General features: G+C 68.0%; 24 protein-coding genes and 4 pseudogenes. 7 read left to right on the top strand and 21 right to left on the bottom strand.

Annotated elements, in window-relative coordinates; genetic code table 11:
• Positions 1-47: 47 nt before the first annotated feature.
• Positions 48-368 carry a 2Fe-2S iron-sulfur cluster-binding protein gene (locus tag G6N26_RS02660; RefSeq protein ID WP_012394830.1) on the bottom strand — a complete coding sequence of 107 codons (321 nt, stop codon included), beginning with the start codon at positions 366-368 and terminating at the stop codon, positions 48-50.
• Between the two features lie 162 nt (positions 369-530).
• Between G6N26_RS02660 and G6N26_RS02655 the strand changes: the two genes are divergently transcribed.
• Positions 531-1,496 carry a helix-turn-helix transcriptional regulator gene (locus G6N26_RS02655; RefSeq protein WP_059087303.1) on the top strand — a complete coding sequence of 322 codons (966 nt, stop codon included), beginning with the start codon at positions 531-533 and terminating at the stop codon, positions 1,494-1,496.
• A gap of 68 nt (positions 1,497-1,564) precedes the next feature.
• Here G6N26_RS02655 and G6N26_RS26035 read toward each other — a convergent pair.
• The 5 genes and pseudogenes from G6N26_RS26035 to G6N26_RS02635 all read right to left on the bottom strand — a co-directional run.
• Positions 1,565-1,989 (bottom strand): annotated as a pseudogene (locus tag G6N26_RS26035) (IS1380 family transposase); the annotation flags it as partial.
• A gap of 147 nt (positions 1,990-2,136) precedes the next feature.
• Positions 2,137-2,715 carry a TetR/AcrR family transcriptional regulator gene (locus tag G6N26_RS02650; protein WP_174682934.1) on the bottom strand — a complete coding sequence of 193 codons (579 nt, stop codon included), beginning with the start codon at positions 2,713-2,715 and terminating at the stop codon, positions 2,137-2,139.
• A gap of 92 nt (positions 2,716-2,807) precedes the next feature.
• Positions 2,808-3,719 carry an alpha/beta fold hydrolase gene (locus tag G6N26_RS02645; protein ID WP_046286740.1) on the bottom strand — a complete coding sequence of 304 codons (912 nt, stop codon included), beginning with the start codon at positions 3,717-3,719 and terminating at the stop codon, positions 2,808-2,810.
• Positions 3,719-4,156, bottom strand: coding sequence for a PaaI family thioesterase (locus G6N26_RS02640; RefSeq protein ID WP_046286743.1), 438 nt, complete (start codon positions 4,154-4,156; stop codon positions 3,719-3,721). The genes G6N26_RS02645 and G6N26_RS02640 overlap by 1 nt, the downstream gene beginning before the upstream one ends.
• 53 nt (positions 4,157-4,209) lie before the next feature.
• On the bottom strand, positions 4,210-4,734 hold the full coding sequence (locus G6N26_RS02635; protein WP_008256180.1) for a TetR/AcrR family transcriptional regulator: 525 nt from the start codon (positions 4,732-4,734) through the stop codon (positions 4,210-4,212).
• 275 nt (positions 4,735-5,009) lie between these two features.
• On the opposite strand from G6N26_RS02635, the pseudogene G6N26_RS02630 reads away from it, so the two are divergent.
• From G6N26_RS02630 to G6N26_RS02605, 6 genes and pseudogenes are all read left to right on the top strand, one after another.
• Positions 5,010-5,378 (top strand): annotated as a pseudogene (locus G6N26_RS02630) (acetyl-CoA acetyltransferase); the annotation flags it as partial.
• Positions 5,375-6,511 (top strand): zinc-dependent alcohol dehydrogenase, encoded by a 1,137-nt coding sequence (locus G6N26_RS02625; protein ID WP_046286738.1) that lies wholly within the window; start codon positions 5,375-5,377, stop codon positions 6,509-6,511. The pseudogene G6N26_RS02630 and the gene G6N26_RS02625, both read left to right, overlap by 4 nt.
• Positions 6,508-7,086 carry a carboxymuconolactone decarboxylase family protein gene (locus G6N26_RS02620; RefSeq protein WP_036428816.1) on the top strand — a complete coding sequence of 193 codons (579 nt, stop codon included), beginning with the start codon at positions 6,508-6,510 and terminating at the stop codon, positions 7,084-7,086. Before G6N26_RS02625 ends, G6N26_RS02620 begins: the two co-directional genes overlap by 4 nt.
• Positions 7,087-7,573: 487 nt before the next feature.
• Positions 7,574-8,028: pseudogene (locus G6N26_RS26030) on the top strand (type II toxin-antitoxin system Phd/YefM family antitoxin).
• Positions 8,029-8,031: 3 nt separating this feature from the next.
• Positions 8,032-8,466 carry a type II toxin-antitoxin system VapC family toxin gene (locus G6N26_RS02610; protein ID WP_046286737.1) on the top strand — a complete coding sequence of 145 codons (435 nt, stop codon included), beginning with the start codon at positions 8,032-8,034 and terminating at the stop codon, positions 8,464-8,466.
• A gap of 309 nt (positions 8,467-8,775) precedes the next feature.
• Positions 8,776-9,459 (top strand): annotated as a pseudogene (locus G6N26_RS02605) (phosphoribosyltransferase); the annotation flags it as partial.
• Positions 9,460-9,462: 3 nt separating this feature from the next.
• On the opposite strand, the gene G6N26_RS02600 reads toward G6N26_RS02605, so the two are convergent.
• The 15 genes from G6N26_RS02600 to G6N26_RS02530 form a co-directional block, all read right to left on the bottom strand.
• Positions 9,463-9,789, bottom strand: coding sequence for a hypothetical protein (locus G6N26_RS02600; protein ID WP_067171275.1), 327 nt, complete (start codon positions 9,787-9,789; stop codon positions 9,463-9,465).
• A gap of 92 nt (positions 9,790-9,881) precedes the next feature.
• On the bottom strand, positions 9,882-10,682 hold the full coding sequence (gene wag31 / locus G6N26_RS02595) for a DivIVA-like cell division protein Wag31 (protein WP_067171278.1): 801 nt from the start codon (positions 10,680-10,682) through the stop codon (positions 9,882-9,884).
• Positions 10,683-10,945: 263 nt separating this feature from the next.
• Positions 10,946-11,236, bottom strand: a complete 291-nt coding sequence (locus tag G6N26_RS02590; RefSeq protein ID WP_003878110.1) for a YggT family protein — start codon at positions 11,234-11,236, stop codon at positions 10,946-10,948.
• A 165-nt stretch (positions 11,237-11,401) separates the two neighbouring features.
• Positions 11,402-12,046, bottom strand: a complete 645-nt coding sequence (locus G6N26_RS02585; RefSeq protein ID WP_083018436.1) for a cell division protein SepF — start codon at positions 12,044-12,046, stop codon at positions 11,402-11,404.
• Between the two features lie 66 nt (positions 12,047-12,112).
• On the bottom strand, positions 12,113-12,889 hold the full coding sequence (locus G6N26_RS02580; RefSeq protein WP_083018484.1) for a YggS family pyridoxal phosphate-dependent enzyme: 777 nt from the start codon (positions 12,887-12,889) through the stop codon (positions 12,113-12,115).
• Positions 12,890-12,894: 5 nt separating this feature from the next.
• Positions 12,895-13,602: a peptidoglycan editing factor PgeF gene (gene pgeF, locus G6N26_RS02575; protein ID WP_067171281.1), complete on the bottom strand. Its 708-nt coding sequence runs from the start codon at positions 13,600-13,602 to the stop codon at positions 12,895-12,897.
• Between the two features lie 101 nt (positions 13,603-13,703).
• Positions 13,704-14,861, bottom strand: a complete 1,158-nt coding sequence (gene ftsZ, locus G6N26_RS02570; protein WP_008256146.1) for a cell division protein FtsZ — start codon at positions 14,859-14,861, stop codon at positions 13,704-13,706.
• A 266-nt stretch (positions 14,862-15,127) separates the two neighbouring features.
• Positions 15,128-16,078 carry a cell division protein FtsQ/DivIB gene (locus G6N26_RS02565; RefSeq protein WP_054585459.1) on the bottom strand — a complete coding sequence of 317 codons (951 nt, stop codon included), beginning with the start codon at positions 16,076-16,078 and terminating at the stop codon, positions 15,128-15,130.
• Positions 16,075-17,556, bottom strand: a complete 1,482-nt coding sequence (murC, locus tag G6N26_RS02560; protein WP_083018438.1) for a UDP-N-acetylmuramate--L-alanine ligase — start codon at positions 17,554-17,556, stop codon at positions 16,075-16,077. Before murC ends, G6N26_RS02565 begins: the two co-directional genes overlap by 4 nt.
• Positions 17,553-18,776, bottom strand: coding sequence for an undecaprenyldiphospho-muramoylpentapeptide beta-N-acetylglucosaminyltransferase (gene murG, locus G6N26_RS02555; RefSeq protein WP_083018440.1), 1,224 nt, complete (start codon positions 18,774-18,776; stop codon positions 17,553-17,555). Before murG ends, murC begins: the two co-directional genes overlap by 4 nt.
• The gene (gene ftsW / locus G6N26_RS02550) at positions 18,773-20,479 is read right to left on the bottom strand and encodes a putative lipid II flippase FtsW (RefSeq protein ID WP_083018442.1); all 1,707 of its coding nucleotides are present in this window, start codon (positions 20,477-20,479) and stop codon (positions 18,773-18,775) included. Before ftsW ends, murG begins: the two co-directional genes overlap by 4 nt.
• Before the next feature lie 7 nt (positions 20,480-20,486).
• Entirely contained in the window at positions 20,487-21,944 is a 1,458-nt protein-coding gene (gene murD / locus G6N26_RS02545; protein WP_083018444.1) for a UDP-N-acetylmuramoyl-L-alanine--D-glutamate ligase, read from the bottom strand.
• Positions 21,944-23,023 (bottom strand): phospho-N-acetylmuramoyl-pentapeptide-transferase, encoded by a 1,080-nt coding sequence (gene mraY / locus G6N26_RS02540; protein WP_067166176.1) that lies wholly within the window; start codon positions 23,021-23,023, stop codon positions 21,944-21,946. Before mraY ends, murD begins: the two co-directional genes overlap by 1 nt.
• The gene (locus G6N26_RS02535) at positions 23,020-24,570 is read right to left on the bottom strand and encodes a UDP-N-acetylmuramoyl-tripeptide--D-alanyl-D-alanine ligase (RefSeq protein WP_083018446.1); all 1,551 of its coding nucleotides are present in this window, start codon (positions 24,568-24,570) and stop codon (positions 23,020-23,022) included. Before G6N26_RS02535 ends, mraY begins: the two co-directional genes overlap by 4 nt.
• Positions 24,567-26,135 carry a UDP-N-acetylmuramoyl-L-alanyl-D-glutamate--2,6-diaminopimelate ligase gene (locus G6N26_RS02530; protein WP_083018486.1) on the bottom strand — a complete coding sequence of 523 codons (1,569 nt, stop codon included), beginning with the start codon at positions 26,133-26,135 and terminating at the stop codon, positions 24,567-24,569. The genes G6N26_RS02535 and G6N26_RS02530 overlap by 4 nt, the downstream gene beginning before the upstream one ends.

Genomic DNA, 26,135 nt, shown 5'->3' with positions numbered 1-26,135 from the left:
AGTGACTGCCTCGCGAATATTGCTCACGTCTCACCTCTCTTTCGTCATCACAGTTGGAACTCGGGCAGATGGACGATCAAACCGTCCCACGCCTCAGAGACCTGCATCTGGCAGGACAGCCGGGAGGTCGGCTGACGCTCGGGGTTCATCGCGAGCATCTCCTCTTCATTGGCCCCGGAGAGGCCGACCCGATCGGACCATTGCGGATCGACGATCACATGGCAGGTGCCGCACGCGGCTTCGCCTCCGCAGTCGCCGTCGATGCCGGGCACCGCATTGTTGGTCGCGACCCGCATCAGTGACTGACCTTCCTCGAGAGGCGCCTCATACTTCTCGCCGCCGTGGGAGACAAATGTGACAACTGCCATAGCCAGGCTCCTTGCGTGTCCTCAGTTACTTGACACAAGTCTTGCGCCAGATGAGCGCTGCGGCTATGTTCGCCGGAGTCAGAAACTTGTGATTTCGGCTCAAAGGGGCCATGGTCAGTGAACCCCAATGACGCGGGTGTGCCCCCACTCGCATTCGTGCAAATGCTCGAGAGCCCGGCGTTTGACCCAGACGCCGTCGCGCGGCTTCGCAACATCATGGCTCGCGAAGGAACCGACGAGGCGACGCTGATTCAGCGTGATGTCCAGGCCCCGTTACGGTGGTTTCGTGAGGCGTACCCCGGTCTAGACATCGATCAGGCAACGCTGCTCGGATTTGCGTTAGCCGAACAGGCACAGTTGACGTCCTTCGGCCCGCTGAGTGTTCCGCTGGTCAGCGCGGGCTCAGTGGCCGAGATCGTAGAGCTGCTGACTTATCTGCCGTTGATCACGACGGCTGTCAAAGCACAGTTTCATCCAGATGACCAAGGCCTCACCGTCGGGCTCTGGGGACACACCAGCGATCGGGCCCTGGACTGCCTCGCCGTCACGTACGCCGGGTTGGCGTTGTTGCGACTGCTGGACATGCTCGTCCGTGCGGCGCCGACCCTCACACTCCACTTGAGTTGGCCAGCGCCCGCCGCCTTGAAAGATCGCGAGGACGACCTTACCGCCGGGCGCCTGTTCTTCGACGCTCCGATGTCCTTCCTCCATGTTCCCGCGGACACGCTCAACGAGGTGTGCCGGTTCTCCGATCCCGTCGCATACCGACTCGCCATCGTCGATCTGCAGCGAACTCTCGACCAGCGGAGCGAAACCACGTCGTTCTCGGAGAAGGTGAGACGGCTGCTGCAGAAGGAGCCCGGACGCCGAAGTAAACATTGGTTCGCACATGAGCTGTCAATGTCCACCAGCACACTCAAGCGGCGCCTCTCCGAAGAGGAGACCACCTTTCGCGAGTTGCGCCAAGCATTCCTGCGCGAGCGCGCGATGCTGCAGCTACTCGACCGATCCCTATCGGTGAGTGAGATAGCCACGGATCTCGGATACAGCGACCTCGCCAACTTCTCACACGCCTTCAAGCGATGGACCGGCCGCTCTCCGAGCGAGTTCCGGCTCTCACCACATTGAGCTGTCCCGGCGGGTCCGGAGATCCGACCTTTGCGGCGTCTTTCTGCAGCGTCGCCTCTCCCCGGGTGTTCGATGGAGGCCCGAGCCTGCGCGCCGGGCAGCAGATTCACCCGGTCACACAAGCCGGCCAGATGCTCGGCCAGCACCGAATCCAATTGGCGGGCATGACCGAAAGTGAACTCCCGCAACAGCGTTCCCATCGTTGACGGGGGATACACCCGGCGGAAAAAGGGATTTATGCCGCCAGCGCGGACCAGGTCGACATCATCGATGTAATCCGCGCCCGCTTACATGCTCGCGATCAGGGTGGCCAGTTTCGGAGCCGGATTGGCCGACCTCGACTTGACCCTGGGAGCTGCGATGTGAATCTTGTTGGCCAACAACTCCGATAGGCCTGCCTGCTCAGCCAGCGCCATCACCGGCACCAGGCCCGCGCACGACACCAGATATCCTCATCGAACACATCGGACCGCGGGGTGAACGTGTGGGACACTCGCGCCGGAAGTGCCGTTCTCGAACTGGACCGATTGTTGCCTGAACAATATCAATCTTCCCAGCTCAGAACGCACTTTCCTTATCCCGACACCCCGACAAACAGTCCATTGTCAGTGGATCGAGGCCAAGACCGCTCAAGTCACAGCTATCTATAGCCAACGCCGAGGTAGCGGAGCGCCACCCGCGAGATCCGCGCACCCGTGGTGGCGATGTCCGCGGAGGGAAGAACGACGTGACTCACGGTGAGCCGCACCAGAACGTCTGCGACCTCCTCGACGTCTTCGGAGTCGAGATCGGCGAAGTGGTCGTGAAACCACGCGACCAAAGCCGCGGAGGAGAGCTGGAGCAGGGACGCCGATGTCGGCAGGAGAGGAAGAACGCCCGTCGTCGGCGCACCGGCGCGATCATCCCCTGAGTGGTTGGACGTCAGCACCGACTTCAGGAGCGGACTGGCTTCTGCTTCACGCAGGGTGAACCGCACCGCTGCGGTGATGCCGCCCTGAACGTCGCCGGTGTGTTCGGCGAGAATGGCGTGGATACCCTCCAGGAAGCGCTGACCCTCGGCCACCACGAGCGCGTCACCAAGTCCCTGCTTATCGCCGAACTCCTTGTATAGCGTCGGTCGGGAGACGCCGACAAGTTCGGCGACCTCACTCACTCGGACTTGTTCCCAGCCCTTCTCAATGGTGAGTTCCCGTGTCGCCCTCAAGACCTGCTCGCGGATATGTCGGCGAAACGACATCCGCGCCGAATCAGTTGGCATACGAGCAGAATAGGTGGCGAACTGGGATCTCCCGCGCAGCCCGACGACTGGCGTCAAACGGTACGGTCGAGAAAGTCGACGACCGCCGTCGAGAATGCGTCGTTGTTGTCGCCAGCAACCATGTGGCCCGCGCCTGACACGTCAACGGTTTGCGCGTGGGGAACCAAGGTGAGGAAATCCTTCACTGTCTCTTCGGAGACTATGTCCGACAGCAGGCCGCGGACCAGCAGCGCCGGCGCGGACACCTGTCGCGCGCCATCGACAAGGAATGCGCTCATCATCTCGAACTCCTCTGCGCCGTCGTCTGAATCACTCTGCAGGAACTGAAAATTCGACGTCGCAAACGCCGGATCCCATCGCCAGGCCCAGCGACCGTCTCCACGTCGGCGGAGGACTTTTTGAAGGCCGTCGACGTTTTCGGGGCGAGGGCGGTGCGGGTTGTAGGCGGCGATCACGTCAGCGGCCGACTCTAGGCTGTCGAAACCTTCGGGATGGGCCGACATGAACGATAGGACTCGGCGGGCGCCGTGCATCTGCATTCGCGGAGTGATGTCAACCAGGACGACGGCCTGCCATAGCTCCGATGGGGCGAGCAAGTGCGTGCCGAGGATGGTCAAACCGCCCAACGATGCCCCGATCGCGGCAACTGGGCGGGCGGAGCCGGCGTACGCGCGCACGGCCAACAGGTCGGACCCCAGCCGTTCGATGTCATAGCGTCCGTCTGGATCCCAGTCGCTGTCACCATGTCCCCTTGCGTCGTAGGCGGCAACGGTGTAGCCCCGCTGATGCAATCGTTGGGCGGTGACATCCCAGGCGTGCCGGCTCTGACCACCGCCGTGAAGGAGCAACACGACCGCCCGCGGTCCGTCACAGCGGTAGAAGTCGACCGCCAGCGAGAGCCCATCCACCGTGGGCACGCGCTCGACGACAGGAGCGGACAAATCATGTGCTCTGTTTGCAGACATCAAGAGATGGCCTTCGGTGCGACGACGGTGACGGTGCCCTGCGCCGCACACACCGCTCTGCCGTCGTTGCAGATGTCGATACGTGCCACACCGCTGGTTCTGCCCAGCGAGATGATCTCAGCCGTGGCTACACAGGTTCCGCTGGAAACTGGACGAAGCAAATTCAGTTTGAACTCCGTCGTCGCGACCCAGGATCCCATCGGAATCACGGGATAAAACACCACTCCAAGGCAATGGTCGACCATGGCCGACAAGCAGCCGCCATGCAAGTTGCCGAAAGGCGTCTTCAGGTCGTCGCGTGCGTCCATCTCCGCGACGAGCCGTCCAGCAGTGAAGTCAGTGTGCCGGAAGCCGAGGTAACCGGCCAACCCGCCCGTGGTTTCTGCTGCGCTCTGCAGTTGTTCAGCGACCTGCTGGTTGAACGTGGTGAACTGCACAGACATGTCCGGCCTCCTACCTCAGCTGTGGTTGAGACATTACGCCTTGTCTGTCACATCGGTCGACAATGGTCGCTCGCCAGGATTGCGGGAAGGAGAAACCTTGAAAGAAATGTCCGGAGCCCGTCACGACTGCGCTCCCGCGGTCCTCGAACAGTCAGCAGGCTCAGTATCGTGCGGAGAACCCACTCGGCGGCGTCGTCGACGGAGACGCCCGGTTCTACGTAACTCCAGTGTCTCCTGAAGATGGGACGGAGAAACTCGGTGACGAGTTCGAAGAGTGACGTCGAGGTCCCCGCCGCGAGGCCAACGCCGGCGAGTTCCTCGTCGCTGCCGAACAACAATCCGATGATCTCTTCGCGGCGCGCGGCCTCAACTGTGTATTCCACGAAATCGACGAGAGCGGAGCCCAGATCGGTGTGCTCCGCGATCCGGGGGTTGATGCGATCGAGATAGCGCTCGGCGGCGCGAATGATGACGCCCGACATCACCGCCTCCCGATTAGGGAAGTAGCGATACACCGTTGCCCTGGAGACACCCGCTGTTCTGCCGATGTCCTCCATGGTCGTGCCTACCACGCCGCAACTCTCTAGGCACCGCTCGGCAGCATCTAGCAATCGGTCGCGAGCGGAACCACGATCTGACGGCGCGGCGGCACCCCATCGCACCAACTTCGTCGACACAACAGCCAGTATGCCGCGGGCGCACACCATTGTGGCTTGACTGCAGATATGACACCATCGCATTCGTGTCTCACAACAGCCCGTGGCCCTGAGCGAGTGATCGATTGTCGGTAGAAGCGCGTACTCCGGTGGTGGTCGGCGTAGGCGAAGTAACCCATCGCGGGGACGACGTCGTCACCGGCCTCGGTTGGTATTCGACGAAACATTCGGTCGGTGTGTGGTCGGCCACCCCTCCACCAACCGGGTGGCGACTGATCGACACGGCAGACGAACAAGCTCAGATCGATTCATCGCGGCTGGCCGTCGCAGGCGTCGACGAGGCGACCGGTCGCGCGACAGTGGACGGGTACACGGTCGAATACGACCGAGACGGGCGACCTCGATGGACACCGATCATCGCGCACCTGTCCGACGGGCGAAGAGTCGTCGCACGCAGCGACGATCCGCAGATTGCCGAGGCGATGGCGGGCGAGATGTACGTTGGCAGAACGGTTTGCCTCCGAAACACAGGGTCGTCCACGGGATTCGAGCTTCCATGATCGCCGAGGCCATGGTGTTGACCGGACCGCGGAATCTGGAGCGGCGCCAGATGACCATCCCCGACGTCGGTGACCGCGGTGCGATCCTGCGAGTTGAAGCATGTGGTCTATGCGGTACAGATCACGAACAATTCACCGGACACCTGCCTGCCGGCTTCTCATTCGTTCCAGGTCACGAAATCGTCGGCATCGTCGAACATGTCGGCAATGCGGCCAGCGAACGCTTGTGCGTCCAGGCCGGCCAGCGCGTGGCCGTCGAGGTGTTCCGGTCCTGCCGAGACTGCCCGGAGTGTCGCCGCGGCGAATACCGGCGATGTGCGGTGAACGGCATCGCCACCATGTTCGGGTTCGTCGACGTGGAGATCGGCGCCGGGTTATGGGGCGGATACGCCACCCATGTGGAGCTTCCGTGGGACGCGATGCTACTCCCGATTGCCGAAGACATGGACCCCGTTCTCGCCACGTTGTTCAACCCTCTCGGGGCCGGTATCCAATGGGGGAAAACTCTTCCCGACACCAAGGCGGGGGGTATCGTAGCGATACTGGGACCGGGCATCCGCGGGATCTGCGCGGCGGTGGCGGCGAAAGAGGCGGGAGCCGCTTTCGTCGCGATGACCGGCATCGGTCCACGCGACGATCAGCGACTGGCCATAGCCAGATCATTCGGTGTCGACCTGCCCATCGACGTATCGCAGGACGATGCAGTGACAGCGCTCCAGCGTGAGACAGGCGGACAGCTTGCCGACGTGGTCGTCGATGTCACCGCCAAAGCACCCTCCGCGTTCGCCGACGCCGTCGCCCTTGCCAGGCCTGGCGGCACGGTCGTGGTTGCCGGCACCCGCGGCGGAGGCGGCGCGCCCGGCTTTGAACCAGACACGCTGGTGTATAAGGAATTACACATCTCCGGTGCACTCGGCGTGGAGTATCCCGCCTACCGGGCAGCCCTCGAGATTCTGGCCACGCGCCGCTGGCCGTTCGACCGGATCACAAGAGAATCAACCGGATTCGCTGGTCTCGCGCCGCTGCTCAGTTCGCTTGCAGATGAAAATGCCAAATCGAGTGCGGCCCTGCACAACGTCTTCGTGCCCACGCCCTCACAGCATGCGGAGCTTCAACAGAGAAAGGTCACGTGACGAGGACGGAACGCGTACCGATGCTCGACCTTGAGCAGGCCCGGCTGCGGGCTGCCGAGTGTGGGCTGCCCGAAGAGATGGCAGAACTGTCAGTATTTCGCGTGGCACTTCACCAGCCGAGCCTCGCAGTGGCCCTGTACGGAATGCTCGAGGCGCTGCTATTTAACGGTGTGCTCGACGCCCGGCTACGCGAATTGATCATCATGCGCATCGGCTGGGTAACGGGGTCGGTATATGAGTGGACACAGCATTGGCGAATCGCGACGCTGCTCGGTGTGGCTTCGGATGACCTTCTGGCGGTGCGTGACTGGCAAAGTTCCAATCGTCTGGGCCATGCCGAGCGTGCAGTCCTGGCGGCGACCGATGATGTGGTACGTGACGGGGTCATTGCCGAGGAAAACTGGGCCGCGTGCCACAAGGCATTCAATGGCGATCACGCGGTTTTGGTCGAACTTGTCGGAGCGATCGCCAATTGGCGGCTCTTTTCGATCCTGCTTCGATCCTTGAATATTCCGCTTGAGTCGGGTACCGACTCCTGGCCGCCCGATGGGCGAGCCCCTCGACGTGACGATTGAGTAAAAACCGGTTGTTCAGCAATCGCACCCAAGTTGAAGCTCGGTTACCCCTTATGTTCCTAGTCAGTTGTGGGCTATTGAATTTCAAACGGGTAGTTGTGATTTCGGTCTCATAGCCACGGTCTCGGGGTAATGCCACCAACTAAACATGTGGAGCCAACTGTTCTGGGACGCCTACACCAGCTTGAAGCACGCTCCGTCATACGAATACGATCCAAGGCATGTCGAGGTTCTTCGCGACTCAGGCCAACTGTTACTACTGGGAGAGTCGTTCAATCGGGTCGCTGGCAACAGAACGCCAATGAAGGCGATCGCCAGCAGTCACCGCACACAGCACCTCAAGCAGAGAATTCAAGAGCCCGCTGCTGCAAGCTAGACCCGGCGTCCGACACCGAGGCGCTGCCGCCTCCATGCAGCTGACCACGAACGCCAGCTGCGCCGAAGTCCCACCGGGGACGGCAAACACCTTCCGCCGCAACACCTTCGGATGCAGCTTGGACGGAAGGCCACCAGCCACCATGATATCGACCGTCTCGGCGTCGCCAGCACCGCGGACGAATCGGTGTACCGGCCCGTTGCCACCTCGCCTCCGGCTTGCGCAGGTCAATCTCTCAGGTCGTCGTTGCCACACTCAGGAGTGACATGTACAAATCACGGTTCAGCGAGTGTACAGTTCACGGTGTGGAGGTATCCGTGACCGAGTTGCGCGCGCACCTTAGCGATTGGCTCGATCGAGTTCGGGCTGGTGGTGAGGTCGTCATCACCGACCGCGGGATTCCGGTCGCGCGACTCGCTGCGCTGGACAGCGCAGGCACCTTGGAGCGTCTCACGGCCGAAGGCGTGATTGGCAGGGCCACCGCGCAGCGGCCCGTCGCTGCGGGACGGTCCCGGCCCAGGCCGCGGCGGCCGTTGTCTGACCAGGTCAGCGACCAGCGGCGCTGACCGGTGCCGCTCGTCTACTTCGACGCCAGCGCCTTCGTCAAACTTCTCACCACCGAGACAGGGAGCTCGCTGGCGTCCGCGCTATGGGACGGCTGCGACGCCGCATTGTCCAGCCGTCTGGCCTACCCCGAAGTCCGCGCCGCACTCGCTGCAGCAGCCCGCAATCACGACCTAACTGAATCCGAGCTCGCCGCTGCCGAGCGTGACTGGGAGGACTTCTGGGCCGCCACCCGCCCAGTCGAACTCACCGCGACAATTGAACAGCACGCCGGCCGCCTCGCCCGCGCCCATGCCTTGCGCGGAGCCGACGCTGTCCATCTGGCCAGCGCGTTGGCAGTCGGCGACCCCGGCCTGATCGTCGCCGTTTGGGACCGACGCCTGCACGCCGGAGCCCAAGCCGCCGGGTGCCGACTCGCCCCCGCCCAACTCGACCGCTAATCCGACCGCTCGACGTCAGAGGTGGGTCGACCCCGGCATGGATGACGATCAGGTACCGATTCGCCAGGTCAGAACCCGTGTCGTAAGTGGCCAAGTCCCCCCTCGGACACTCAACTGAGGCGAGCGAAATGAATGCTCGCATTTACTTCCGAGCCGATGGAACGTGTTGAGCGGCGAAGCCGCGAACACACCCACACTGCTACGGTCGCCCACACCCAATCACCTTCCCGCGCAACCGTATTGGGCCTGCACCGGCAATCGAACCGAGCACACACTTCGCGCCTGGGCATTCACACGTAGGCTGGTAGGCGACCCATGAACCGACCGAACGGCTTTCTCCGGCGAACGGCGACACGCACTTTTCGTGATCGCCGCGAGGCGGGTCGCGCGGTGGCCGAGGAGCTGACGGCCTACCGCGGCCGCGACGACGTGCTGGTGTTCGGGCTGGCGCGCGGCGGCGTGCCGGTGGCCTGGGAGATCGCCGCCGCCCTGCACGCCCCGCTGGACGTGTTCCTGGTGCGCAAGCTGGGGGTGCCGAACTGGTCGGAGCTGGCGATGGGCGCCCTGGCCAGCGGCGGCGGCCTGGTGATGAACGACGACGTCGTGGCCAGCGTGCGCGTCACCGACGAGCAGGTGCGCGAGGTGATCGACAGCGAGACGGCCGAACTGCTGCGGCGCGAACACGCCTACCGGGGCGACCGGCCGATCGCCGACTTGCGCGACCGGGTCGTGATCCTGGCCGACGACGGGATCGCCACCGGCGCCAGCATGCTGGCCGCCGTGCGAGCGGTGCGCGGCTCAGGCCCGAAATCGGTGACCGTCGCGGTCCCGGTGGGGCCCGACTCGACCTGCCGCGGCCTTGCACGCGAGGCCGATGACGTGGTGTGCGTGACGACGCCGCCCGGATTCGAGGCGGTCGGGCAGGTCTACGACGACTTTCACCAGGTCAGCGACGACGAGGTGCGCGAACTGCTCGCCACGCCGACCGCCTGAGCGTTACTTGGCGGACTCGTCGCCGCGACCCTCGGCCGCGACGCTGGATTCCTCGGTCGGTTCGGTCGCCTCGGGTTCGCCCTCGGCGGGAACTTCCTCGGGGTAGTCGACGTAGTCGTCCTCGTCGGAAGCTGTCTCGCCCGCATCCTGATCTTCGGCGACCCCGGCCTCGCGGTGCTGGCGCTCCCGCAAGGCGTCGAGGATCAACAGGACCACACCGACCACGCTGGCGGCGATGCACATCCAGGCGACCAGCTCGTTGCTCGTGACGACGGCGAACACCAACGCGACGAGCCCGATCAGGGCCAATACCAGCGCAATGACGAGCATCGGGCATCCTCCAGGCGACGAGCGGGACTGCGGTGTTCAGGACCTAGTGTGCCAACCCCGAAGCTCGGCGAGCGGCCGGCCCAGCGAAAAGGCTAGTTGTTGCCGCGGTTGAACTGGTCGAACCCGCCGGCCTCCGCGCTGGAGTCGACGGGGGCCGCCGACCCGCGCTGACCGAGTTCCTCGAGCTGAGACTCCAGGTAGGTCTTGAGCCGGGTGCGGTATTCACGCTCGAAGGTGCGGAGCTGCTCGAGGCGACCCTCCAGGACCGTGCGCTGCTGGTTGATGGTGCCCATGATCTCGGAGTGCTTGCGTTCGGCGTCGGCCTGCAGGGCGTCGGCCTTCTCCTGGGCCTGGCGCAACTGGGTTTCGGAGCGGGTCTGCGCGTCCGCCAACATCGCGTCGGCGCGCTGCCGGGCCTCGGTGACCGTGGTCTCGGCGGTGCTGCGGGCCTCGCTGAGAATCTGGTCGGCGTTGGCGCGGGCGTCGGACAGCATCTTCTCCGACTCGGCCTGCGCGGTGCTGGTGAGCCGGTCGGCGGTGTCTTGGGCCAGGCTCAACACCCGAGCGGCCTTCATGGCCTGTTCCTCGTTGTTGACCGCCGCGGCCGGCGCGGCGGCGGCGGCCTTGACGGGCTCCGGCTCGGGCTCGCGGACAGGAATGGCCTGCGTGGGCGCGGCGGCCGCGGCCGGGGCGGCGGTCCCGCCGCCGGATGCCAGCTCCTGGTCGAGCTCTTCAATCCGTTGGCGCAGATCGCTGTTCTCTTCGATGAGTCGCGTCAGCTCGGCTTCCACCAGATCGAGGAAGGCATCCACCTCGTCTTCGTTGTAGCCCCGCTTGCCGATCGGTGGCTTACTGAACGCCACATTGTGGACGTCGGCTGGTGTAAGCGGCATTGTTTCGTCCCCTCAAGTTCCTGTCGAACGTTCTGGAAAGTGTAGAACGCAGTGGTAGCCGTAGTGCAACTGCCGTCCATCCTGTCACACCAGGCGCGACGGTTGCTGATTAGCCCAATAAATAAGAGCCAATTTCAAACATTGAGGCCAATAAAATCCGAAACCTTAGAAATTTTAAATCGGACGAACCAAACCGACGCTAAAACGTGTCCGAACCGTCTCCGGGCCGGAACGGCGCCTGAAGTCCGCGGGCCGCAATCGGGTCACGCCGCGGCGCCGAACGCCAGCTGCATCCCGATGAACGCGACCAGCAACAGCACCATGATCGACAGGTCGAAGCGGACCGCTCCGATGGTGAGTTGGGGGATCAGCCGGCGGAGCAGTTTCACGGGCGGATCGGTGATCGACATGATGATCTCCAGCACCACCACGGTGATCCCGGTGGGGTGCCAATCCCGGCTGAACGAGCGGATGAACTCGACGACGACCCGGGCGATGAGCAGCAGCCAGAAGATGAACAGCGCAAACCCAAGGATCTGAAAGAACAACACCAACTGAAGTGCCCCGACCTTATCGATGAGATGCCAAGCGCCGCGGGCGTGCGCGGCGCCTGCCAGCCTACCGACTCCGGGTTACCGGCCCCACCTCACGTGGCCCGGGGCGTCGTTCAACGGTTCGACGGTGCGATCAGCTCTCGCCGCCGAGCGCGGCGGGCGCGTCTATTGGTATGCGTAGAAACCGGTTTCGGCGATCCGGCGCCGCTCCTCGGGGGACACGTCGACGTCGGCGGGCGACAGCAGGAACACCTTGGTCGCCACCTTGTCGAAGGAGCCGCGCAGCGCGAAGGCCAGGCCGGCCGCGAAGTCGACGAGCCGCTTCGCGTCGGCGTTGTCCATTGACACCAGGTCCATGATGACCGGGGTGCCGTCGCGGAAGCGCTCGCCGATGGTGCGGGCCTCGCTGTAGTCCTTGGGCCGCAACGTGGTGATCTTCGACAGCGGGTGACCCTCTTCGAACATCATCGCCATCCGGCGGGGGTCCATCGCCAGCGCGCCGCGGGTGGAATTGCGCAACCACGAACCGAAGCGCGGTCCGCCCCTCTCGCCCCGGTCGAACTCGCGGGGGTGCACGGAGCCGTAGCGCGGTTCCTCGGCGTAGCCGCCGCGGTAGCCGGCGGGCGGCGGGTAGTCGGCGGGCTCGCGGCGCGGGTCGTCGTAGTCGTCGCCGTCGTAGCGGCCATAGCCGTCGTCAAATCGGGGGCGCGGGAAACCGCGGGAAGGCGCACGGTCGTCGTAATACTCGTCTTCGTAGTCGTCCATTGGGGCCATACCGAAATAGGCCTTGACTTTGTGCAGTGTGCTCATTGCGTTGACCCTTCTAGCCCCTGGGATTCCTGGTGTTAGTGATAAAGCTGTTACTGCAGTGACTACTTACGGTGACGGTAACCTCCGTCGGCCCAATAGGGCGGTACCGACACGCACACATGTCGATCCGTGTTTGACGGCAATTTCGAAGTCGTTGGACATGCCGGCGGACAACCCGACCGCGTTCCGGTGCGACTCGAGGACCCGTCGATGTTCGGATTGGAGCCGGTCAAAGGCCTCGTCGGGATCGGAGTCCAGCGGCGGGATGGCCATCAAGCCGGCCAGAGCCAGGTTGGTCGACCCCTCGACCTGGTCACACATCTGGTCGACGGCCCCCGGCCGGGAAATGTCCACGCCGCCGCGCGACTCGTCGCCGTCGAGGCTGACCTGGACGTAGATCCGCATCGGGTCGGTGCGGCGGCCTTCGGCCAGCGCCGCCGCCACTCCCCGGTCCAGCGCGGTCACCAGGTGGGCGCTGTCGACCGAGTGGGCGGTGTGGGCCCAACCGGCCACCGACCGGGCCTTGTTCCGCTGGATATGACCGACCATGTGCCAGCGCGGATTTCCCACGCCCGCCCGTTCCGGGGCCGCCAGCAGCCGAGTGACTTCGGCCACTTTGGCCGTCGCTTCCTGGTCCCGCGATTCGCCGACGGCGCGGCAACCCAATCGGGACAAAGTCACGACGTCGGTTGCTGGAAAAAATTTGGTAATCGGCAAAACTTCGATTTCCGCCACATTCCGGCCCGCCGCTTCTGCCGCCGCGGCGAGGCGGGACCGCACCGCCGCCAATGCGTGGGTCAATTCCGATTCGCGGTCTCCCCCATTGGATATCTCCACCGCCATCGCGGTCACTCCATCCAGACCAGCGAGGCCAGCCGCCCGGTGGGTGCGTCCCGGCGATGGCTGAACAACGTCGGGTCGCCCACCGTGCACCGCGGATCGATATCGATCGCGGTGACGCCCAAACCCTGGAGCTGGCAAGCGATTCCGGCCCGCAGGTCGAGCCCGGGGGTTCCGGCTCCGGTGGTGGTGCGGCTGCCCGGCAGGGCCGCTTCGACCTCGTCGGCCATCGCCGCCGGCACCTCGTAGTTGAGGCCGCTGACCGCCGGACCCAGCAGGGCCGAAATGTCGTGGGGCCGCGCTCCCAGTTCGAGCATGGCTTCCACCGTGCGCGCCACCACGCCGCGCTGGGCCCCGACCCGGCCGGCGTGCACCGCCGCGGCCACCCCGGCGCGCGCGTCCGCCATCAACACCGGAACGCAGTCGGCGGTCACCACCGCCAGCGCCAGTCGCGCGGTGCGGGTCACCAGCGCATCGGTGTCGTCCACCGCGGCCTCCCGCGGCCCGTCGACCACCTCGACCCGATCACCGTGGACCTGGTTCATCCACACCACGCGGCCGGCGCGCAGGCCGATGCCCGCCGCCAACCGGGACCGGTTTTCGGCGACCGCCGCCGGATCATCCCCGACGTGGTCGCCCAGATTGAAGGTGTCGAAGGGCGGCTTCGAGACACCACCGGCGCGGGTGGTGGTCACCCGCCGGATGCGCACGCTCACGTGACCAGTATCCGGAAGCCGTTGCCCGCCAGGCTGCATCGACGTAGGGCCCTCTATGTTTCGAGGCCGGTTTGTCGCGCAGTGGCAAGCAAATTGAGACCTCAGCGGCGCATGAACGGCGGCACGTCGACGTCGTCGTCATCGCCACCAATATTCAAGGTCGAACCATTCGTGTGCACCGGCACGCTGACCGCGTCGACCGGTTCGAACAACGTCGAGGTGAGCTTGCCGGCCTTCGCCGACTCGATGCGGTGCGCCCCGACCTTCTCTTCCTTGTCGGCATTGCCCCCGATGACGGGTTTGCGGCCGGGGCCGGTGGCGTCGAAGCCCGCCGCGATGACGGTGACGCGCACCTCGTCGCCCAGCGAGTCGTCGATGACGGTACCGAAGATGATGTTGGCGTCCTGGTGCGCGGCGTCCTGCACCAGCGAGGCCGCCTCGTTGATCTCGAACAGGCCGAGGTCGCTGCCACCGGCGATCGACATCAGCACGCCCTGCGCACCCTCCATCGACGCCTCCAGCAGCGGCGAGTTGATGGCGATCTCGGCGGCCTTGAGCGAGCGGCCCTCACCGCGCGCCGAGCCGATACCCATCAGCGCGGTGCCGGCGCCGGACATGATGCCCTTCACGTCGGCGAAGTCGACGTTGATCAGACCCGGGGTGGTGATCAGGTCGGTGATGCCCTGGACACCGTTGAGCAGCACCTCGTCGGCGCTGCGGAAGGCGTCCATGAGCGACACCGCGGCGTCGCCCATCTGCAGCAGCCGGTCGTTGGGGATCACGATCAGGGTGTCGCAGCTCTCGCGCAGCGCCGCGATACCACTCTCGGCCTGGTTGCCGCGCCGCTTGCCCTCGAACGAGAACGGCCGGGTGACCACACCGACGGTCAGTGCGCCCAACTTGCGGGCGATGCTGGCGACGACGGGGGCCCCGCCGGTGCCGGTGCCGCCGCCCTCACCGGCGGTGACGAACACCATGTCCGCCCCGCGCAGCAGCTCCTCGATCTCGTCCTTGGCGTCCTCGGCGGCCCTGCGCCCGACCTCCGGGTCGGCGCCGGCGCCCAGGCCGCGGGTGGAGTCGCGCCCCACGTCGAGTTTGACGTCCGCATCGCTCATCAACAGCGCCTGCGCGTCCGTGTTGATCGCGATGAACTCGACGCCCTTGAGGCCCTGTTCGATCATTCGGTTGACGGCGTTGACGCCGCCGCCACCGATACCCACGACCTTGATCACGGCCAGGTAGTTGTGCGGGGGGGTCATCATTCGTCTTCCTCCCTGATGGGCTCGGCTCTCCCGGTGGTGCTCCTCCGGACGGTCGCGGTCCTCCCTGGCAAACCCTCAACCTCAACCATAGAGTTAGAGTTATGTCAAGTAGTTCCGCGCAACCAGAACGGTATGGGCATGGCGCGCGCTAACCCCGCAGGCGCGCCGACACGCGTCCCGCAAATTTTGGGCATTTTTCCGCGGCTGAGCGGGCGTGCGCGCTGTTCGGCGGCGCCGCGGCGGGCGCGACGTGACGAAGATCGCTACTTGACCGTCGGCAGGTCCGGGCTGGATACGTCGTAGACCTTGCCGGGCTGGGTCAACAGCGCGGACAGCTTCTCGGCCTTCTCGTCGGTGCGGTCGGTGGTCCCCCAGATCACCACCCGGCCGTCGCCCAGCGTCAGGGTGATCGAGGCCACCGAGGGGGCCGCGACCCGGCCGACCTGGTCGGAGACCTCGGGACGCAGCGCGGTGAGCACCTGCAGGGCGGCCTTGGTGGCCGGGTCGTTGGGCCCCGGATCGGCGACGTCGAGGTAGGGCAAAGCGGGTGGCGGCGGGCCGGTTGCGAAGTCCACGCCGTCGCGGTCGAACAGGTGTGGGCCGTCGGGAAAGTCTTTGACCGCCACCGGGACTCGCTCGACGATGGTGATCCGCAGCGCGGACGGGTACTGGCGCTGCACGCGCGCGCTGGCCACTCGGCGGATCGCCGCCACCCGGTCGGCGACCTGGCTGGTGTTGATCTGCAGCAGCGGGGTGCCGGGCCGCACCCGGGCCGCGTCCAGGACCTCTTCCCGGGTCACCGCGCCGGTTCCGATGACGACGATGTTGCGGGCCGACATGGCCGGCGTGAAATAGAGGACCAATGCCAGCCCGACGCCGACGATCACCAGCAGGATGGTGACCAACAGCATCTTGAGCCCCCGAACGACGCCGCGCGCAACGGGTTTGGGCTCGTGGACCGGCCGTCCGGTGGCCCGGCGCTTGGCTTCGCGGCGCGCCTCTTCGATGGCGGTGGCGCGGGCCTGGGCGGCGCGGCGTTCGGCGCGCTCCCGCCGGGCGCGCCGGCGCGGCCCCTCGACCTCCGCGGGATCGGGCGTTTGATCGGCGGCCGCCTGGTCGCCCGCCCCGGTGACCAGCGGTTCGGTGGCGGCGTCGTCCGGGACCGGGTTGTCGGCCTGATCGCCGACGGTCGGTTCGGGCGGCGGCTGGGTCATCGCAGCGCCCCCGGTGCGCCACGGTTGGCCCGCACCCGCAGCGCCGTGACGATCTCGGGTCCCAGCAGGGTCACGTCGCCGGCCCCCATCGTGACGATGACATCGCCGGGTCCGGCGACCGCGGCCACCTGCTCGGCGGCGGCGGAGAAGTTCGGCAGGTAGCGCACCGGGACGCTGACATGCTCGGCGACGCTGGCCCCGCTGACACCGGCCAGCGGTTGTTCGCGCGCACCGTAGACGTCGAGCACGAACACCTCGTCGGCGGCGTCGAGGGCGTGACCGAACTCCTCAGCGAAAGCCTTTGTCCGCGAATACAAATGGGGCTGGAACACCGCGATGCTGCGGCCGTCGCCGCTCTGCTCGAGCAGGGTTCGCACCGCGGCCAGCGTGGCGACGATCTCCGTGGGGTGATGGGCATAGTCGTCGAACACGCGCACCGGCTGCCCGTTGCCCGCGGTGCCGACCAGCTCGAATCGGCGGCGCACCCCCTCGAAGCCGGCCAGCCCGTCCAGCACCGCGTCGGCCGGGGCTCCGATCTCGAGGGCCGCCAGCAGTGCGCCCATCGCGTTGAGCGCCATGTGGCGTCCGGGCACCGACAGCCGCATCACCCGCGGGTGCTGCTCGGGGTCCAAGTCGGGCGCCAATTGGATCTGCGCGACCGCTTCGGTGCCCTGCTGCTGCCACGACAACAAGGTGGCGGCCAGGGGCTCGCCGGATAACGAGGCCCCCGATCCGTAGCGCAGGACCCGAATCCCCAGTTCGGCCGTGCGCCGTGCCAGCGCCGCCGCGCCCGGGTCATCGACGCACACCACCAGCGCGCCGCCGGGAGCGAGCCGGTCCACGAAGGAGTCGAATACGCCGACGTAGGCGTCGGCGCTGCCGTAGAAGTCCAGGTGATCGGTCTCGATGTTGGTGACAACCGCGACGTTGGGCGTGTACTCGAGTAGTGACCCGTCGCTCTCGTCGGCCTCGGCGACGAAGCAGTCGCCGCTGCCGTGGTGGGCGTTGGTCCCGGCCTCCCCCATCTCGCCCCCGACGGCGAACGACGGGTCGCGCCCGCAGTGCTGCAGCGCCACGATCAGCATCGACGTCGTCGTCGTTTTGCCGTGCGTGCCGGTGACCATCAACGTCGTGCGCCCGTTCATCAGCTTGGCCAGCACGGCCGGCCGCAGGATGACCGGGATGCCGCGCCGCCGGGCCTCGACGAGCTCGGGGTTGGTTTTCGGGATGGCGGCATGCGTGGTGATGACCGCGCTGGCGCCGCCGGGCAGCAGGTCCAGTGACGCCGCGTCGTGGCCGATGGTGATCTGGGCGCCGCGGGCTCGCAGCGCGTGGATGCCGCGTGACTCCTTGGCATCCGAGCCGGAGACCAGCCCGCCGCGGTCGAGCAGGATGCGGGCGATGCCCGACATGCCGGCTCCCCCGATGCCGACCATGTGCACCCGCTGCAGCTCGGGCGGCAGCTGCTCGGTGGTCATGGCTTTCCTCCGGCCGACAAGCGGCCGAGCTGCGCCTTCCTGGCGATGTCGAGGGCCGCCTGGGCCACTTGGCGGGCCGCGTCGGGATGTCCCACGCGCGCGGCGGCCGTCGTCATCGCCGCCAGCCGCGGCGGGTCGCCCACCAGCGCGGCCACCTCCCGGGCGACCAGCTCGGGGGTCAGGTCCGCATCGGCGACCACCATGCCGCCGCCCGCGTTGACCACCGGCAGCGCGTTGAGCCGCTGTTCGCCGTTGCCGATCGGCAGGGGCACGTAGATCGCCGGCAGGCCCACCGCCGAGACCTCGGCAACCGTCATCGCCCCGGACCGGCAGATCACCAGGTCGGCGGCGGCGTAGGCCAGATCCATCCGGTCGAGGTAGGGCACTGCCACGTACGGCGGGTCGCCCGGCCCTGGTTCGCGCAGGTCGAGCGTGTTCTTGGGGCCGTGCGCGTGCAGCACGGCCACGCCCGCGGCGGCCAGCCCCGCGGCCGCCCCGGAGACGGCCCGGTTCAGCGAGGCCGCACCCTGCGAGCCGCCGAACACCAGCAGCACCCGGGCGTCGTCGGCGAAACCGAAGTGGCGGCGCGCTTCGGCGCGCAGCGCCGGGCGGTCCAGCGAGGTGATGGCCTCGCGCACCGGCACCCCGACCACCTGGGCGCCCGGGAGGCCGCAATCGGGCACCGCGGAGAGGACCCGCGCGGCGCTGCGGGCACCGACCCGGTTGGCCAGCCCGGCGCTGGCGTTGGCTTCGTGGATCACCACCGGGACCCGTCGCTTCCGGTACCCGCCGGGCAGGCCACGGGCGGCGAGATAGGCCGGGAGCGCCACGTATCCGCCGAAGCCGATCACCACGTCGGCGTCGACCGCGGTCAGCACGGCGCGGGTTTCCCGGACGGCCCGCCACACCCGCGAGGGCAGGCGGGCCAGGTCGCCGCTGGGCTTGCGCGGCAGCGGCACGGGTGTGATCAGCTCGAGGTTGTAGCCGCGCGCGGGCACCAGCCGGGTCTCGAGCCCCCGCGCCGTGCCCAGCGCGGTGATCCGGACCTTCGGGTCGAGCGCGCTCAGCGCGTCGGCGACGGCCATTGCCGGCTCGACGTGGCCGGCGGTTCCCCCGCCGGCCAGCACGACCGACAAGGGCTTAAAAGCCGACAACGCGGCACCGGCGGGCAGAGGGTCTGCCCCCCGCCCGCCGGTCGGCTCGTTGACCGTGTCGTTCACCCGTAACGCTGACCTTCCAATGCGCGTGTGCGCCGTTGCTGGCGCCGGCCGGCGGCCTGATTGGCTCCCAGGTTCGCATAGCGCTGGCCAGATCCATGATGCCTCGCCCGTGAGCGGGCGTTTCCTGCAGACTGGCGGACCGCGCGGCCGGCCGCGCGCGGGGGCGTCGGGCGCAGCGGTGCCTCGCCGTTGCGGGGCGCCTTGCGTCCGGGCGACCCCGCGCCCTTGCGCGACGCCGATGACGAGGCCGATTGCGGGCGCGACTGCTTGCGGTCGCGGAACGCTTCCAGGCGCGTCGGCGAATAGGGCTCGGGCGGCGGCAGCCGCAGCAGCCGGTTCACCTTGTCGTCGCGACCGGCCCGCAGCGCGGCCACCGCCTCGGGCTCGTGGCGGGCCGCGTTGGCCATGATCCCGATCATGAAAAGTGTTGCCGCGGTGGAGGTTCCACCGGCGGAGATGAGCGGAAGCTGGATGCCCGTCACCGGGAGGATGCCGATGACATAGCCGATGTTGATGAAGGCCTGGCCCAGCACCCACATCGTCGTGGTGGCGGTCAGCAGCCGCAGGAACGGGTCGGCCGACCGGCGGGCGATCCGCATCCCGGTGTAGGCGAACAGCCCGAACAGGACCAGCAGCCCGAACGCGCCGATGAAACCGAGCTCCTCGCCGATGATCGCGAAGATGAAGTCGTTGTGGGCGTTGGGCAGGTAGTTCCATTTGGCGGTGCCCTGGCCCAGGCCGTCGCCGAAGATGCCGCCGTGGGCCAGCGCGAATTTCGCCTGCCGGGCCTGGTAGCCGGTGTCCTGCGGGTCGTTCTCGGGGTTGATCCAGGACCGCACCCGCTCGGACCGGTAGCCGGCCGACATCGCCAGGACCGAACCGGCCATGAACACCGCCAGCAGCGAGGTGCCGAAGACGCGCAGCGGCAGGCCGGCGTACCACAGCAGGGCGAGCAGGATGATGCCCAGCGACACCGTCTGCCCGAGGTCGGGCTGCGCGACGATCAACGCCAGCGCGATCACCGCCGCCGGCACCAGCGGGATCAGCAGTTCGCGCAGGGTGGCGCGCTCGAGGCGGCGGGCCGCCAGCATGTGCGCGCCCCAGATGGCGAAGGCGATCTTGGCCAGCTCGGAGGGCTGCATGGAAAAGCCCGCGACCACGAACCACTTGCGGGACCCGTTGGCCAGGTTGCCGATGCCGGGAACGAGGACCAAGACCAGCAGGATGACGGTGATGACGTAGCCGGTGAACGCGACGCGGCGGATGAACCGCACCGACGTCCGCAACGCAGTGTAGCAGGCGATGAGCCCGATCACCGTCCACAGGACCTGCTTGCCGAAGATGATCCAGGCCGACCCGTCGGCGTCGTAGGACCGCACGCCCGACGCCGAGAGCACCATGATCAGCCCGAGCGTCGTCAGCAAGCCGGCGATGGCGATGATCAGGTGAAACGAGGTCATGGGCCGGCTGAGCCAGGCGCCGAACCGGTTGTGCGACCCGCCGTCGCTGCCGGCGGCCTTGTCCTTTATCGCCTTGGGTGCCTTCGGGGCTTTGGGGGGCTTGTCGGCCTTGTCGGCCTGGTCGGCGTCGTCCGGGGACGCGTCGGTGGCCTCCACCACCGGCTCGGCGTTCTCCACGGGCCCTTGCTCGGTCCCGCCGGTCGCTTTACCCCGGCCCAGGAGCCGGGTCAGTGCGTTACCCACGCCCGCCCTACCGGAGCGCCGCGCGCACGGCGGCCGCGAACGCGTCGCCCCGGTCGGCGTACCCTGCGAACTGGTCGAACGATGCGCCCGCCGGTGCCAGCAGGACCGTGTCGCCGGCCGCGGCCAGGCCACGAGCGGCGGCCACCGCCGCGTTCATGACCGCAGTGCCGAGATCCCCGCCCAAATGTTTCACTTCTGTCACATCTGCCCCAAAAACCACAGCAGTCGCATCCATACCAGCATCCTCGCCTGTCACAACGTGGAGGACGGGGACATCCGGCGCGTGTCGCGATAACGCCTCTGCAACCTCTTGCCGATCTCGGCCGATGAGCACCGCCCCGACCAGCCGTGACGCGATCCTGGCGACCTCGGCGTCGACCGATGCGCCCTTCAGCAGGCCGCCGGCGATCCAGACGACCCGGGGGTAGGCCAGCACGGACGCCTCGGCGGCGTGCGGATTGGTGGCCTTGGAGTCGTCGACGTAGGTGACGCCGTCGGCGACGGCCACGACCTCGGCTCGGTGCCGGCCCACTTGGAAGGTCGCGAGCGCGGACGCGATGGCCTCGGCCGGCACCCCGACGCTGCGGGCCAGCGCGGCGGCGGCGAGGGCGTCGAGCACGCCGACGGGGCCGGGGACCGGTATCGACGCGACGGGCGCCAGCGTCAGGTCGTCGGCGAAGGCGCGGTCGATCAGGTGGCCGTCGCGCACGCCGAGTTCCCCCACGGCCGGCTCGCCCAGCCGGAAGCCGGCGCGCACCGGGGCGCGTGCGGTGCCCAGCAGTGCCGCGGCCCGGGCGTCGTCCAGGCCGACGACGGCCACCCGGCCGTCGAGCACCCGGGATTTGGCCGCGGCGTAGTCGGCCAGGGTGCCATGCCAGTCCAGGTGGTCCTCGGCGATGTTGAGGACCGCGCCGCCCTCGGGCCGCAGCGAGGGCGCCCAGTGCAGCTGGAAGCTGGACAATTCGACGGCCAGCAGCTCGGCGGGTCGGTCCAGAACGTCGAGCACCGGGCTGCCGATGTTGCCGCACAACAGGTTTGGCCGCCCCGCGGCGGTCAGCATGGCGTGCAGCATCGACGTCGTCGTCGTCTTGCCGTTCGTCCCGGTCACCACCAGCCAGCGGCGCGGCGTTCCGTAGTGACCCGCGGCGTCCAGCCGCCAGGCCAGCTCGACATCACCCCAGACGGGCACGCCCGCCGCCGCGGCGGCGACAAGCAGCGGCGTGGTCGGCGAGAAGCCGGGGCTGGTCACCACTAGGGCGTAGCGGGAAATCTGCTCGGCGGCCGCGGCCGTCGGCGCGGTCGCCACCCCCGCGTCGGCGTACCCGCGCAGGGTGGCCGGGTCGTCGTCGCACAGGGTCGGCACCGCGCCGAAGCGGGTCAGGGCCGCCAGCACCGCCTTGCCCGTCACCCCACCGCCGGCCACCAGCACCGCCGCGCCCGGCGCCAAGGGGTCAAGACCGCTCATCAGGCACCGATCGCGGCCAGCCACTCACCGTAGAAAAGGGCCACGCCCAGCCCGCAGGCGATCGCGGTGAGCAACCAGAAACGGATAATGACCGTGGTTTCGGCCCAGCCGGCCAGTTCGAAGTGATGGTGAAACGGCGCCATCCGGAACACCCGGCGCCCGGTGGTGCGGAAAGTCAGGATTTGCAACACCACCGAGCCGGCCTCGGCGACGAACAGCGAACCCAGCACCACCGCAAGGATTTCGGTGCGGCTGGTGACCGAGATGCCGGCGATGATGCCGCCCAACGCCAGCGAGCCGGTGTCGCCCATGAAGATCTTGGCGGGCGCGGCGTTCCACCACAAAAAGCCGATGCAGGCACCCGCGGTGGCGGCGGCGACGATCGCCAGGTCCAGCGGGTCGCGCACGTTGTAGCAGCCCAGCCCGGGCGCGGTGACGCACGCGTTGCGGTACTGCCAGAAGGTGATCAGCACGTAGGCCGCGGTGACCATCGCCATGGTGCCCGCGGCCAGCCCGTCGAGGCCGTCGGTGAAGTTGACCGCGTTGGACCAGGAACTGACGATGATCACGCAAAACAGCACGAACAGCGCCGGAGTCAGTGTGACCGTGGCGATCTCGCGTACGTAGGACAGATCGGGGCTGCCCGGTGTCAGCCCGTTGGCATTGTGGAATCCCAGCACCAGCACGCCGAACAGGACCGCGGCGGTGATTTGTCCGACCGTCTTGGCGGTCTTGTTCAGTCCGAGATTGCGCGACCGGCGGATCTTGATCAGGTCGTCGAGAAAGCCGACGCCGCCCAGGACGGTGGCCAGGCCGAGCACCAGCAGTCCCGATGCGGAGACGCCCTCGCCGTTGAACGCCAGCCCGGCCAGGTGGGTTCCGAGGTAGCCGGCCCAGATGCCGGCCACAATGGCGACGCCACCCATCGACGGCGTGCCGCGCTTGGCGTGGTGGGTCGGTGGGCCGTCCTCACGGGTGTGGTGGCCGAATCCCTGCCGGGTGAACAGCCGGATCAGCGCCGGGGTCAACAGGATCGACACGGTCAGCGCGACGGCGACCGCGATGAGGATCTGCCTCATGGGCGGTCCCCGCGATCGTCACGCGCCAGGGCGTCGGCCAGCGCACCCAGTCCGGCCGCGTTGGAGGCCTTGACCAGGACGACGTCGCCGGGTTGCAGCTCGGCCCGCAGCAACGCCAGGGCAGCGGCGCTGTCCGCCACGTTGACCGCCCCCTTATCGGCCGATCCCCACGAACCCTCCATGACCGCTCCGTGGTGCATGGCGCTCATCGACCTCCCACTTCCCACGACAACGAGTCGAGACACATCTAAGCGCACGGCCAGCCGGCCGATGCGATCATGCTCGGCGATCGTGTCCTCGCCGAGTTCGGCCATCTCGCCGAGCACCGCCCAACTCCTGCGCTTTTCGGCGGGGCGCTGCCCGCCGCCCTCGCCCCCGTGGGCGATCCAGGCCAGCGCCTGCAGCCCGGCGCGCATCGAATCGGGGTTGGCGTTGTAGGCGTCGTCGATCACGGTGACGCCGTCGGCGCGGGTGGTGACGTGCATGCGGTGCCGTGACACCGGGCCGGCCCCGGCGAGTGCGGCCGCCACCTGGTCGACGTCGGCGCCGCATTCCAGCGCGACCGCCGCGGCACACAGCGCGTTGGTGACCTGATGGTCGCCGTAGACCCCGAGCCGCACCTGCGCCTGCCGGATCCTGGAGTCGTCGCGGTGGTGCAGCGTGAAGAACGGCCTGGCCAACTCGTCGAGCGACACCGGCCCGGCCCACAGCTGGCTGGGACCCGCGCCGGTGTGCTCGGCGCGGCTGACCCGCACCACCCGCGCCGCGGTCACCCCGGCCATGGCCGCCACGGCCCGGTCGTCAACGTTGAGGATCACCACCCCGGAGGCCGGAACAGATTGTGGCAGCTCGGATTTCGTTCGCGCGATGGCCTCGCGCGAGCCGAACTCACCCAGGTGCGCGGTGCCGACGTTGAGGACCACCCCGATCGCCGGCGGGGCGATCTCGGCCAGTTCGGCGATGTTGCCGGGGTGGCGTGCCGACATCTCGAGGACCAAGTAGTCGGTGTCGGGCGTCGCGCGCAGCACCGTCCACGGATGCCCCAGCTCGTTGTTGAACGATCCCGGCGGGGCGACGACCTCGCCCAGCGGCTCCAGCACGGCCGCCACCAGGTCCTTGGTCGACGTCTTTCCCGAGGATCCGGTGATCCCGACGATGGTGAGCCCCCCGGCCACCAGTTCGGCGGCCACCGCCTGGGCCAGTTTGGCCAGCGCCGCCAGCACCGCCGCGCCGGAGCCGTCCGGGTCGTGCTCGAGCACCCCGGCGCGTGATCCCGACGCCCCCTCGGGGGCGACGACGACGGCGGGGACCCCGACCGGCCGGGCGGCCAACACCGCCACCGCACCGGCGGCGACCGCCGCGCCCGCGTGGTCGTGGCCGTCCGAGCGCGCGCCCGGCAGCGCCAGGAAGAGTCCGCCGGAACCGACTGCGCGCGAGTCGAATTCCACCGTGCCGGTGACGCGGCGCCCCGCGGCATCCTCCGGCGAGATGTCGGCGAGGGTGCCGCCGACGATGTCGGCGATCTGGGCGACGGTCAACTCGATCATCGCTGCGCCCCGTCGAGGTCGCGCAGCGCCTGCGCCAGCTCGACCCGGTCGTCGAAGGGGCGGGTGTGCCCGCCGGCACTCTGGCCGGTTTCGTGGCCCTTGCCGGCGATCAGCACGACGTCGTTCGGACCCGCCCAGGCGACGGCGTGCCTGATCGCGTCGCGCCGGTCGGCGATCTCGACAATGTCTGCCGCGCAACCGCTTTCGGTCGCTCCGGCCAGGATTTCGCGACGAATCGACGCCGGGTCCTCGCCGCGCGGATTGTCGTCGGTGACGACGACCAGATCGGCCAGCTCGGCCGCGGTCGCGCCCATCGGCGCGCGTTTGCCCGGATCGCGTTCGCCGCCGGCGCCGAACACCACCGCCAGCCGGCGCTCCGGACGCGCCAGGGTGGTCAGCACCGCGCGCAACGCGCCCGGCTTGTGGGCGTAGTCGACCAGCGCCAAAAAATCCTGGCCGGCGTCGACCTCCTCCATGCGCCCGGGCACGCGGGCCTGCAGCAGCCCCGCCGCCGCCTGGTCCGGAGACACCCCAACGGCATCCAAAAGAGCCAGTGCCACAAGGCAATTGGCGACGTTGTAGTGGCCGGGCAACCGAATGCCCAGCTGATGGCGCGCGCCGGCGGGGTCGATGGCGGTGAACCGTTGGCCCCCGGCACCCATCGGAGCGATGTCGATGGCGCGCCAGTGGGCGGGTTGGTCCTCGGCGCTGACGGTGATCGCGTCGCCGGCGCGGGCCGCCATGGCGCGTCCGGCCTCGTCGTCGACGCAGACGACGGCGCGCCGGGCCCGCAGCGGCGAGTTCGGGTCGAAAAGCAACGCCTTGGCCTCGAAGTAGTCGGCCATGGTCGGGTGGAAGTCGAGGTGATCGCGCGAGAGGTTGGTGAAACCGCCGACGGCGAACCCGGTTCCGTCCACGCGGCCCAGCGCCAGGGCGTGGCTGGAGACCTCCATGACGACGGTGTCCACGCCCTGTTCGGCCATCGCCGCCAGCATCGCCTGCAGGGCGGGGGCCTCCGGGGTGGTCAGCGCGCTGGGAATGTCGGCGCCGTCGACGCGAACCCCGATGGTGCCGATCAGCCCGACCGCGCGGCCGGCGGCGCGCAGGGCGGATTCGACCAGATAGGTCGTGGTGGTCTTGCCGGACGTGCCGGTGATGCCGACGACGTTCACTCGCTCGGACGGGTTGCCGTACACGGTCGCGGCCAGCCCGCCGAGCGCGCCGCGCGGGTCCGGGTGCACCAGGGTGGGCACGCTCTGGGCTAGGGCGCCCATCTCGGTCACCCCGGCCGCATCGGTGAGCACCGCGACCGCGCCGCGTTCGATCGCGTCGCCCGCATAACGCGCGCCGTGAGTGAGCGCGCCCGGCAGGGCCGCGAAGAGGTCACCTGGCCGCACCTCCTGAGCACGCAGCGTGACGCCGGCGACCAGGAGGTCCGGGACGGCCCGATCGCCGACCGGCGCGGCTCCGATATCGGCCGCCAACGCCGGCAATCGCACGCCCGCTGCGGCGCTGGGCCGCAGCGCACTGGGCACCGACACCCCTTCACCACCTCCGTCAGCCAT

Source organism: Mycobacterium marseillense (genome assembly GCF_010731675.1).
In the GTDB taxonomy this organism is placed as follows: domain Bacteria; phylum Actinomycetota; class Actinomycetes; order Mycobacteriales; family Mycobacteriaceae; genus Mycobacterium; species Mycobacterium marseillense.
This window is presented reverse-complemented; position numbering and strand designations above follow the sequence as displayed.

Coding starts and splice junctions, on each gene's coding strand:
- G6N26_RS02535 (WP_083018446.1), bottom strand. CDS start 24,570: ATGATCGAGTTGACCGTCGCCCAGATCGCCGACATCGTCGGCGGCACC.
- mraY (WP_067166176.1), bottom strand. CDS start 23,023: ATGAGGCAGATCCTCATCGCGGTCGCCGTCGCGCTGACCGTGTCGATC.
- G6N26_RS02625 (WP_046286738.1), top strand. CDS start 5,375: ATGATCGCCGAGGCCATGGTGTTGACCGGACCGCGGAATCTGGAGCGG.
- G6N26_RS02600 (WP_067171275.1), bottom strand. CDS start 9,789: ATGCTCGTCATTGCGCTGGTATTGGCCCTGATCGGGCTCGTCGCGTTG.
- G6N26_RS02655 (WP_059087303.1), top strand. CDS start 531: ATGCTCGAGAGCCCGGCGTTTGACCCAGACGCCGTCGCGCGGCTTCGC.
- wag31 (WP_067171278.1), bottom strand. CDS start 10,682: ATGCCGCTTACACCAGCCGACGTCCACAATGTGGCGTTCAGTAAGCCA.
- G6N26_RS02645 (WP_046286740.1), bottom strand. CDS start 3,719: ATGTCTGCAAACAGAGCACATGATTTGTCCGCTCCTGTCGTCGAGCGC.
- ftsZ (WP_008256146.1), bottom strand. CDS start 14,861: ATGACCCCCCCGCACAACTACCTGGCCGTGATCAAGGTCGTGGGTATC.
- G6N26_RS02580 (WP_083018484.1), bottom strand. CDS start 12,889: ATGGCGGTGGAGATATCCAATGGGGGAGACCGCGAATCGGAATTGACC.
- G6N26_RS02530 (WP_083018486.1), bottom strand. CDS start 26,135: ATGGCTGACGGAGGTGGTGAAGGGGTGTCGGTGCCCAGTGCGCTGCGG.
- G6N26_RS02585 (WP_083018436.1), bottom strand. CDS start 12,046: ATGAGCACACTGCACAAAGTCAAGGCCTATTTCGGTATGGCCCCAATG.
- G6N26_RS02565 (WP_054585459.1), bottom strand. CDS start 16,078: ATGACCCAGCCGCCGCCCGAACCGACCGTCGGCGATCAGGCCGACAAC.
- murD (WP_083018444.1), bottom strand. CDS start 21,944: ATGAGCGGTCTTGACCCCTTGGCGCCGGGCGCGGCGGTGCTGGTGGCC.
- murC (WP_083018438.1), bottom strand. CDS start 17,556: ATGACCACCGAGCAGCTGCCGCCCGAGCTGCAGCGGGTGCACATGGTC.
- G6N26_RS02660 (WP_012394830.1), bottom strand. CDS start 368: ATGGCAGTTGTCACATTTGTCTCCCACGGCGGCGAGAAGTATGAGGCG.